The 10302-nt window shown below is 68.0% G+C and carries 9 protein-coding genes; 2 read left to right on the top strand and 7 right to left on the bottom strand.

Annotated elements, in window-relative coordinates:
- The 3 genes from AC3WON_RS20990 to AC3WON_RS20980 form a co-directional block, all read right to left on the bottom strand.
- Positions 1-266: ATP-binding cassette domain-containing protein (locus tag AC3WON_RS20990; RefSeq protein WP_492321726.1), on the bottom strand; the 266-nt coding region annotated here is incomplete at its 3' end.
- 352 nt (positions 267-618) lie between these two features.
- A complete protein-coding gene (locus AC3WON_RS20985) occupies positions 619-2301 on the bottom strand; it encodes a GMC family oxidoreductase (RefSeq protein ID WP_492321727.1) in 1683 nt (560 codons plus the stop codon).
- A 12-nt stretch (positions 2302-2313) separates the two neighbouring features.
- On the bottom strand, positions 2314-3873 hold the full coding sequence (locus AC3WON_RS20980; RefSeq protein WP_492352671.1) for a CoA-acylating methylmalonate-semialdehyde dehydrogenase: 1560 nt from the start codon (positions 3871-3873) through the stop codon (positions 2314-2316).
- Between the two features lie 230 nt (positions 3874-4103).
- Here AC3WON_RS20980 and AC3WON_RS20975 point away from each other — a divergent pair, with 230 nt between their 5' ends.
- On the top strand, positions 4104-4991 hold the full coding sequence (locus tag AC3WON_RS20975) for a LysR family transcriptional regulator (protein ID WP_010811291.1): 888 nt from the start codon (positions 4104-4106) through the stop codon (positions 4989-4991).
- On the opposite strand, the gene AC3WON_RS20970 is transcribed toward AC3WON_RS20975, so the two are convergent.
- From AC3WON_RS20970 to AC3WON_RS20960, 3 genes are all read right to left on the bottom strand, one after another.
- On the bottom strand, positions 4988-5872 hold the full coding sequence (locus AC3WON_RS20970) for an alpha/beta hydrolase (RefSeq protein WP_492352670.1): 885 nt from the start codon (positions 5870-5872) through the stop codon (positions 4988-4990). The genes AC3WON_RS20975 and AC3WON_RS20970 overlap by 4 nt on opposite strands.
- Before the next feature lie 141 nt (positions 5873-6013).
- A complete protein-coding gene (cueR, locus tag AC3WON_RS20965) occupies positions 6014-6433 on the bottom strand; it encodes a Cu(I)-responsive transcriptional regulator (RefSeq protein WP_010811293.1) in 420 nt (139 codons plus the stop codon).
- Positions 6433-8922, bottom strand: coding sequence for a heavy metal translocating P-type ATPase (locus AC3WON_RS20960; protein WP_492352669.1), 2490 nt, complete (start codon positions 8920-8922; stop codon positions 6433-6435). Before AC3WON_RS20960 ends, cueR begins: the two co-directional genes overlap by 1 nt.
- A gap of 197 nt (positions 8923-9119) precedes the next feature.
- Here AC3WON_RS20960 and AC3WON_RS20955 point away from each other — a divergent pair, with 197 nt between their 5' ends.
- Positions 9120-9320 (top strand): heavy-metal-associated domain-containing protein, encoded by a 201-nt coding sequence (locus tag AC3WON_RS20955; RefSeq protein ID WP_492321546.1) that lies wholly within the window; start codon positions 9120-9122, stop codon positions 9318-9320.
- Positions 9321-9391: 71 nt separating this feature from the next.
- Here AC3WON_RS20955 and AC3WON_RS20950 read toward each other — a convergent pair whose 3' ends face one another.
- Entirely contained in the window at positions 9392-10114 is a 723-nt protein-coding gene (locus AC3WON_RS20950) for an OmpW/AlkL family protein (protein ID WP_492321547.1), read from the bottom strand.
- Positions 10115-10302: the final 188 nt, after the last annotated feature.

The raw sequence follows: 10302 nt of genomic DNA, 5'->3' as shown, positions 1-10302 counted from the left end.
TGGAACGAACGGATCACGCCGCGCCGCGCGATCTGCGCGGGCTTTTCACGGGTGATGTCGATGCCGTTGAAAAGGATGGTGCCGGTGGTCGGCTCCAGGAACTTGGTGAGCAGGTTGAAGCAAGTCGTCTTGCCGGCGCCGTTGGGGCCGATCAACGCATGGATCGACCCGCGTCGCACCTGCAGGTTGACGTCGCTCACCGCCGTGAACCCCTTGAACTCCTTGGTGAGGTTCCGCGTTTCCAGGATGGTTTCCAGCTGGTTCATGTCTCCTGCCCGCCCTCTTGCTGAACTGCCGGGGTGATGCCCGGCACTGACAATGGTCCGAACCGGCCTTGTAGGCCCTTGCTGCCGCTTGTTCCGCCAGGCTGGCCATGGTTGCGGCCCTGCTGCGGCTTTCTGTTTTGGTGCGGGGCGGCTCCCGCGCAGGTTGCGGCGATGGCTTCGATGTGCTGCCGACGCACCCTGTGAGGCGTCTATTGTGTGCGCCTGTTGCATCGCAAAACATCGGGGTTTGCACTATGAAACATGAACCAAGTGTCAGTTTTTTTGCAAGCGCACATGAGCAGGCTGCGCCACTCGGTCACGGCCCCGCCCGCGATCGAGTGGCGCGCTCATGTCAGGCGCCTGCAGCGGCTGCCGCCGGCGCCGGTTGCACCACGACTTCCGCCGCCGCCCGGCCCTGCCGGCGGTCTTCGCGGATCAGGTCGCTCGCGCGCTCGGCGATCATGATGGTCGGCGAATTGGTGTTGCCCGACGTGATCAGCGGCATCACCGAGGCATCGACCACGCGCAGGCCGTCGATGCCCAGCACGCGCAGGCGATGGTCGACCACGGCCATCGGGTCGTCGGCGCGGCCCATCTTGCAGGTGCCCACCGGATGGAAGATGGTGGTGCCGATATTGCCGGCCGCTTCGGCCAGTTGTTCGTCGGTCTGGAATGCCGCACCCGGCAGCCATTCCTCGGGCTGGAACGGCGCCAGCGCCGGCGATGCCACGATGCGGCGCGTGAGCCGGATGGAGTCGGCCGCGACCTTCCGATCCTCGTCGGTCGCCAGGTAGTTCGGCGCGATCACCGGCGCCTGGCGGAAATCCGCGCTGCCGACATGGACGCTGCCGCGCGAGGTCGGCCGCAGGTTGCAGGCACTCGCGGTAAAGGCATTGAACGCATGCAGCGGGTCGCCGAACTTGTCCAGCGACAAGGGCTGCACGTGGTACTCCACGTTCGGCCGCGCCTGCGCCGGGTCCGAGCGCGCAAAGGCGCCCAGCTGCGACGGCGCCATGCTCATCGGCCCGCTCTGGTTGAAGGCGTACTGCACGCCGATGCAGAACTTTCCCCACAGGCTCGCGGCGCGGGTGTTGAGCGTGCGCACGCCGCTGACCTTCACCACCGAGCGCAGCTGCAGGTGGTCCTGCAGGTTCTCGCCCACGCCGGCGAGCGCATGGCGCACCGGGATACCCAGCGCCTGCAGGCGCTCGGCCTGGCCGATGCCCGACAGCTCCAGCAGCTGCGGCGTATTGACCGCGCCCGCGGCCAGGATCACTTCCTGCGTGGCCGCCACCGTGTGCGGACGGCCGCCTCCGATATAGTTCACGCCGGTGCAGCGGCGCCCGTCGAAGGTCAGCCCGCTCACCTGCGCCCCGGTGACAATGGTCAGGTTGGGACGCTCCGACGCACGCCGCAGGAAGGCCTTGGCCGTGTTCCAGCGGATGCCGCGGCGCTGGTTCACTTCGAAATAGCCCACGCCGAAGTTGTCGCCGCGGTTGAAATCCTCCGTGCGCGGAATCCCCGCCTCTTCGGCGGCATCGGCAAAGCGCTCCAGGATGTCCCAGCGCAGGCGCTGCCCTTCCACGCGCCATTCGCCGCCCGCGCCATGGAATTCGCTCGGGCCGCGGTGATGGTCCTCGCTGCGCTTGAACAGCGGCAGCACATTGTCCCAGCGCCAGCCATCGTCGCCGGTGAGCCGCGCCCACTCGTCATAATCCTCGCGCTGGCCGCGCATATAGATCATGCCGTTGATCGACGAGCAACCGCCCAGCACGCGCCCGCGCGGATAGCCCAGCGAGCGGCCGTTCAGCCCGGCCTCGGCCTCGGTGCGATAGAGCCAGTCGGTGCGCGGGTTGCCGATGCAGTACAGGTAGCCCACCGGGATATGGATCCAGTGGTAGTCGTCCTTGCCGCCGGCCTCCAGCAGCAGCACGCTGACGTCCGCATCCTGTGTCAGGCGGTTCGCCAGGACACAGCCGGCCGAACCGGCCCCCACGATGATGTAGTCGAATGTCTCTGTCGCTGTTCTCGTCATCATCGTTGCCGCTTATTTCGCCACCGGCATGGTGAACTCAGCGCCCTTGGCGATCGAATCCGGCCAGCGCTGCATCACGCTCTTGTAGCGCGTGTAGAAACGCACGCCCTCCTCGCCATAGGCATGGTGGTCACCGAACAGCGAGCGCTTCCAGCCGCCAAACGAGTGCCACGCCATCGGCACCGGGATCGGCACGTTGATGCCGACCATGCCGATCTGAATCTGCCGCGCGAATGCACGCGCGATGCCGCCGTCGCTGGTATAGCACGATACGCCGTTGCCGTACTCATGCGCATTGATCAGCGCCACGGCTTCGGCAAAGTCATGCACGCGCACTACCGACAGCACCGGGCCGAAGATCTCTTCCTTGTAGATCGTCATGTCCGGCTTGACGTGGTCGAACAGCGTGCCGCCGACATAGAAGCCGTTCTCATGGCCGGGTACGGTATGACCGCGGCCATCCGTGACCAGCGTCGCGCCCTCTTCCACGCCCTTGGCGATATAGCCCTCCACCTTCGCCTTGTGCACAGCGGTTACCAGCGGACCCATTTCGGCGTCGGACTCCATGCCGTTGCGGATCTTCAGCGAGCTGGCGCGTTCGGCAAGCCGCGGCACGAGCTTGTCGGCGACATCGCCGACTGCCACCGCTACCGAGATCGCCATGCAGCGCTCGCCGGCGGAACCGTACGCCGCGCCGATCAGCGCATCGACCGCCTGGTCGAGATCCGCATCGGGCATCACCACAAGATGGTTCTTGGCACCACCCAGCGCCTGCACGCGCTTGCCGTGTTTGGTGCCTTCCGTGTAGATGTACTCGGCAATCGGCGTCGAACCGACGAACGACAGCGCCTGCACATCCGGATGCGCCAGCAGTGCATCGACCGCTTCCTTGTCACCCTGCACCACGTTGAACACACCATCAGGCAAACCAGCCTGGCGCAGCAGATCGGCAATCAGCAGGCTCGGCGACGGATCGCGCTCCGACGGCTTCAGCACGAAGGTATTGCCGCAGGCGATCGCCACCGGGAACATCCACATCGGCACCATCACCGGGAAGTTGAACGGCGTGATGCCGGCCACCACGCCCAGCGGCTGGCGCAGGTTCCAGTTGTCGATGCCGCCGCCGATGTTGTCGGTGAAGTCGGTCTTGAGCAGGTTGGGGATGCCGCAGGCAAACTCCACCACCTCGATGCCGCGCGTGACTTCGCCTTTTGCGTCCGAGAACACCTTGCCGTGCTCGCGCGTGATCAGCGCGGCCAGGTCGTCGTGGTGCTGGTCGAGCAGCTCCTTGAACTTGAACAGGATGCGCGCGCGGCGCAGCGGCGGGGTGTCGGCCCAGGCGGGGAATGCGGCATGGGCGGCGGCAACGGCGTCGGCCACGTCCTGCGCGGTGGCCAGTGCCACGCGCGCGGCGACTTCGCCGGTGGCGGGGTTATAGATATCGGCAAGACGCTGCGATGCGCCGCGTGTCTGCCGGCCTGCGATGCTATGGCCGATGATGGTCTGCACCGCGCTGGCTTCTGCAACTATGTCTTCCACTTCCGCTCCTGAATGCTGGGTCGCTGACGGCATGCGGCTTGCCCGATCTTTGCGTCTGGTGAAGACGCTGGCGCAAACATCCGCCAGTCTCGCACTGGCATCGATGCCGCGCCGCACAAGGCGTGCCGGGCCGTATTGAGCGCAAGCTTGGTGCAGTTGCGCGGCCCCGTCCAATGATTTATCGTCAATCGCAATATAAGCCACGCAAAATATTGCGCCGCACCACGCCTCGCTCCCGCGCCACCTTTCGCCCCGACACTGCCTTGGACCTCCACCACCTGCGCGCCTTCGTTGCCGTCGCGCGCGAGGGCAACCTGACCCGCGCCGCGCAGCGGCTGCACCTGACCCAGCCCGCAGTCAGCCTGCAGTTGAAAGCGCTGCAATCGGCGTGGCGCATCCGGCTGTTCGAGCGCACTGCCGCGGGCCTGACGCTGACCGCCGACGGCGCCGCACTGCTGCCGCTGGCCGAACGCATCCTCGACGGCGTGGGCGACCTGCAGCACACCGTCAGCGCGATGCATCACACCGTGCGCGGCCGGCTGGCGATCGGCACCATCCTCGATCCGGAATTCACGCGGCTGGGCCCGATGCTGCGCACGCTGGTGGAACGCCATCCGCAGATCGGCACAGAACTGCGCCACGGTATGTCGGGCTGGGTGCTGCAACAGGTACGCAGCGGCGCGCTCGACGTGGGCTTCTACCTGGGCCAGCCGCCTGACGCCGGCTTCCATGCGCTGACGCTGACGCCGTTCTCTTACTACGTGGTGGCGCCCAAGGGCTGGAAAGAGCGCACCGCGCTGCGCTCATGGGCGCAGCTGGCAACGCTGCCGTGGATCTGGACGCCGCCCGAATCGGCGCACAACCGGCTCTTGTCCGCGCGCTTTGCGCAGGCCGGCGTCGACCCGGCCGGCGTGCCCAAGGTGGCGCATGTCGACCAGGAGGCTTCGATGCTGGACCTGGTGCGCTCCGGCGTGGGGCTGTCGCTGGTGCGCGACGCGATCGCGCTGCGCGAATCGCATGCGCACGGGCTGGTGATCGTTGAAGGGGTCTCGGTGCAGACCGAACTGACGCTGGTATGCCTGGCCACGCGCCGCGACGACCCGGTCGTCGCGGCAGTGTTCGGCGTGGCCGAGTCGGTGTTCCGGACTTAGTGTCCCTGCTGCTGCAGGTGACGCTGCAGCCAGCCGGTCAGCGCCGCGAACACTTCGCCGCGCAGCGGCAGCGCTTCATTGAAGATCTCGTGGTAGCCGTGCTCGAACCAGACCTGTTCGCGCAACTCCGGCGGCGCGTGGTCGAAGAAGCTGCGGCTGCCGGCCGGGTCCACCACGCGGTCGGCGCCGCCGACCAGCATCAGCGTGGGGGCCTCCAGCAGCGCGGCATCGGCCTGGGCCTGCGCCATGCCGCGGATAAAGCTCTCCAGTACACTGGCGGTGATGGTGGTCTGCACCAGCGGGTCTGAGCGGTAGGCGGCCACCACGGCGGGATCGTGCGACAAGAGCCGCGCATCGATCGGATTGGGCACGCGCAGCCGCGGCGCCAGCGCCAGCAGCACGCGGTGCAGCGCCAGCATCGGGCCCGACAGGCGCAGCGCCAGCGCGGGCGAGGACAGCACCAGCGCGCGCACCGGGCGCACGCGCGCGGTGGCAAAGCGCGCCGCGATCATCCCGCCCATGCTGTGGCCGAGCAGGATCGGCAGCTCGTTCCAGCCAGGCACCGCGGCATCATAGATCTCGGCGAGGTCGTCGAGGTAGGCATCCTGATGGTCCGCCACCATGCGCGCGCCGCCGCTGGCGCCATGGCCGCGCAGGTCGTGCGCACGCACGCGCAGGCCCAGCCCGCACAGCACATCGGCCACATGCTGGTAGCGTCCGGCATGCTCGGCAAGACCATGCACCAGCAGCACCGAGCCGAGCGGCTCGGCAAAGCGCGCCGGATCGGGCTGCCAGGTGCGCAGCAGCAGCTCGGTGCCGTCGCGCATGCGCTGGCGGCTCTGCACCGGCGCGTGCGTGCCGGCAGGGGTAGCGGCAGGCATGCCGGCAACACCGGCAATAGCAGGATCGTCCGTCATCGGTTGTCCATTCGCGCAAGTCTCCTCCCGGCACGGAGCGCCAGCAAAGCGCTGGCGCCGGCTGTCGTTATTCTTTGTGGTGCTGCCTTGCACTGTCTGTCCCGCTCAACCGTGGCAGGCAAGCCTGCCCTGAGCTTCCGGCTGCGCCATATCGGCCAGGATCGGGCAATCCGGCCGGTCGTCGCCGCTGCAGTGCTGCGCCAGCTCGCGCAGCGTGTCGCGCATGGCCGCCAGTTCGGCGATGCGCAGCTCAAGGTCGGCCACATGCCGCAGCGTCAGCGCCTTGACGTCGGCGCTGGCGCGGCCGCGGTCATGCCATAGCGACAGCAGGTTGCGGATCTCGTCGAGCGAGAATCCCAGATTACGGGCGCGCCGCACGAAGCGCAAGTTGTGCACCGCGCGTTCGTCATAGCGGCGGTAGCCGCCCTCGGTGCGCGGCGGTGCCGCCACCAGCCCGATCGATTCATAGTGCCGGATCATCTTGGCCGACACGCCCGACGCCTGCGCCGCTTCGCCGATATTCATCACTCACCTCCTTGCGCGGCAGGTGCCGCACCGGCTTGTGGACGCCAGCGGCGCAGCAGCAGCGCATTGCTGACCACGCTGACACTGGAGAACGCCATCGCCGCACCCGCCACCACCGGATTCAGCAAGCCGGCCGCGGCCAGCGGAATGCCTACCACGTTGTAGAAAAAAGCCCAGAACAGGTTCTGCCGGATCTTGCGCACGGTGCGGTGCGAGACCGCCAGCGCATCGGCCACCAGCGCCGGGTCGCCGCGCATCAGCGTGATGCCGGCGGCGTGCATGGCCACGTCGGTGCCGGTCGACATGGCAATGCCCACGTGCGCCGCCGCCAGCGCCGGCGCATCGTTGATGCCGTCGCCCACCATCGCCACCACCGCGCCATCGCGCCCCAGCGCCTGCACCCGGGCGGCCTTGTCCTCGGGCAGCACCTCGGCCTGCACGTCGTCCAGCCCCAGTGCCTGCGCGACGCGAGCCGCCGCGCCGGCATTGTCACCGGTCAGCATCACGGTGCGCACGCCGGCCGCACGCAGCCTGGCGATCGCCGCCGGCGCGCCCGGCTTGATGGCATCGCCGAACGCGACCAGCCCGGCCACGCGCGGCGGCGTGGTTTCGACCAGCCACGACACGGTACGGCCATCCGCGCGCAACTGCTCCGCCAGCGTTGCCAGCGAGCCTGCCGCTGCGCCCAGCGCGTCACGCAGGCGCTCGCTGCCCAGTTGCAGCGCCTGGCCGTCCACCACGCCGGCAATGCCGCGGCCCGGCAGGGCCTGCACCTCGGTGGCCTGCGGCGCGGCAATGCCGCGCGCCTGCGCCGCGGCCAGCACGGCGCGGGCCAGCGGATGCTCGCTGCCGGCCTGCAGCGCGGCCAGCCGCGCCAGCAGCGCGCTGCCGTCGGCATCGGCGGGATCGGCCGCATGCAGCGCCACCACTTCCGGCTTGCCGACCGTGAGCGTGCCGGTCTTGTCGAATGCCACGACGCTGACGCGGTGCGCCACCTCCAGTGCCTCGGCGTCCTTGATCAGGATGCCGGCGCGCGCGCCGGCGCCGGTGCCGGCCATGATTGCCGTGGGCGTGGCCAGGCCCAGCGCGCACGGGCAGGCGATCACCAGCACCGCCACCGCGTTGAGCAATGCGGTTTCCCAGTCTCCGGCAAAGAGGCCCCAGCCCAGCACCGTCAGCAGCGCAATGCCCAGCACCACCGGCACGAACACCGCGCTGACCTGGTCGACCATGCGCTGGATCGGCGCCTTGGCCGCCTGTGCGTGCTCGACCATGCGGATGATGCGTGCCAGCACGGTCTCGGCGCCCACCGCCTCGGTGCGCGCAACCAGCAGCCCTTCGAAATTGATGGCGCCGCCGGTGATGCGGTCGCCGGGCTTCTTCGGCACCGGCACGCTTTCACCGGTCAGCATCGATTCGTCCGCGTGGCTGTTGCCTTCGATCACCTCGGCGTCCACCGGGATGCGTTCGCCGGGGCGCACCACCACCTCGTCGCCTACGCGCACCGCCGCCAGCGGCACGCTCTGCTCCACACCGCCGCGGCGCACGCGCGCGGTATCGGGACGCAGCGCCGCGAGTGCGCGAATGGCATCGGCGGTCTGGCGCTTGGCGCGGGTCTCCAGCCACTTGCCCAGGCGCACCAGCGTGATCACCACCGCCGCGCTTTCGAAGTACAGGTGCGGCATGGCGTCGGCCGGCGTGCGCCACATCAGCCACAGCGACAGCCCATAGGCCGCCGTCGTGCCCAGCGCCACCAGCAGGTCCATATTGCCCGCGCCGGCACGCACCGCCTTCCAGCCAGCCTTGTAGAAGCGCCAGCCGAACACGAACTGCACCGGCGTGGCCAGCAGCCACTGCAGCCATGCCGGCAGCATCCAGTGCACGCCGAACCATTCCAGCACCATGGGCGCCACCAGCGGCAGCGACAGCGCCGCCGAGATCGCCACCGGCCAGGGGCCGTCCCAGAAGGCAGTGCCCTGCCCGGCCTGCGGCGCCTGCGATGCGGCATCGGCCACCGGCGTCGCGCCATAGCCGGCGCGCGCGACCGCGGCCACCAGCGCAGCGGTATCCGCCGCTCCGCGCAGCAGCGTGACGCTGGCGCGCTCGGTCGCCAGGTTGACCTGCGCCTCCATCACGCCCGGCACGCCGCGCAGCGCCTTCTCGACCCGGCCAACGCATGAGGCGCAAGTCATGTCGGCAATATTCAGCTCGATGGTGTCCTGCGGCACCGTGTAGCCGGCATCGGCCACGGCACGGGCGGCGGCCGGCAGCACCGCGCCCGAGTCGGCGCGCAGCGTTGCGGCTTCAGTTGCCAGGTTGACGGCCACGTCGCGCACGCCCGGCACCCGGGCCAGCGCGTTCTCCACGCGGCGCACGCATGAGGCGCAAGTCATGCCGTCTACCGGCAGGCGCCATTCGGGCATTTCGTCGGCCGGCCGGTCAGCCGGCCTGACAGGTTGTGAAGCGAGCACAGCGCTGGAATTTGGCATGGGTTCTGAGTCATCCACAGTGTCGATGTCAGCATCATGGACCTTACCATCATTGGAAGGTCAAGGTCGGATGCACAGGGGGTTACCGTCACATAAGCGCCAATAAATTCCTCTTGCGCTTCCCACCATGGGAACGTTCAAACTACATCTGTCGCGGCACCCGCCGCCCGTCCCATCCCGTTCAGGAGAGTCCCACCATGATCCAGTTCCAGGTCGAAGGCATGTCGTGCAACCACTGCGTGGGCGCCATCACGCGTGCCGTACAGGCGGTTGACCCGGCCGCGCGTGTCAGCGCGGATGTGCCCGCCCAGGCCGTACGCGTCGAGAGCAGCGCCGACACAGAGGCCCTGCGCGATGCCATCGAAGAGGCCGGCTATCCGGTCAGGTCGGTGGCGTAAGCTGGCCACCGCAGCCGGCGCCAATAAGAAAGGGCACCCCCGGTGCCCTTTCTGCCGTCAGTGTGCCGCGCTCAGAAGCGGTAGCCCACGTTCAGGAAGGTCACAACGGGATCGATCTTGATCTTGGTGTGCGACTGGATCGTCACCGGGCCCGCCTGGGTGGTGAAGGACGCGCGGGTCGACACCGGCACGTACGAGACCGACAGGCCGACAAACCAGTTGTCGTTGATGGCGTAGTTGGCGCCGATGTTGAAGACCGGGTTCCACGACGGCTTGGCGCTGGCGGTCATGCGCGCACCCGGCACGAACTCGCGGTTGACGAAGTTCTGGTTGGTGATTGTCTCATCGGTGAACCAGGTGTAGTTCACGCCGATGCCGACATAGGGACGGAACCTGGTCTTGGCGTCGAAGAAGTGGTACTTGACCAGCAGCGCCGGGCTCCACTGCTTGACCGAACCGAGCTTGCCATACTGGGCATAGTTGCCGGTGCCCTTGACGTCGTGCTTGGGCGGAATGCCCGCGACGATCTCACCGGAGATGTTGTCGGTGAAGTAGTGCGTGAAGCCCAGGCCCAGCGTGTCGGCGGATTCGATTTCCGCGCCGGTGTTCGGCCGGGTCAGGCCCACCGGGCGGCCGTTGATGCTGTCGACAGTCAGCGGATCGGCGGAGCTGTTCGGCATCACGCGGAACCAGCCCAGGCTGACGATATTACTGCCGGCGGACTGCGCGTGTGCGGCTCCGGCCAGCGCCATGACAGCGCCTGCCGCCAGCATCTTCTTATAGGTCGATTTCATAATCCTCTTACTCCTCTTTCGGTTACTGCCGTGTGCATTATCCGGCCAGCCGGTGCACGACTGTTTCACCGATGACACTGATTCGTAGAGGACGCCCCCTAAAGGGAGGGTTAACCACTAAGAAACCAGCATGGGAGCGGCTCTCAGCGCCGTTCACCGAGGCATTCGCACAACGGTTTATGCCGGGC

Source organism: Cupriavidus sp. FW305-46 (assembly GCF_058787075.1).
This window is presented reverse-complemented; position numbering and strand designations above follow the sequence as displayed.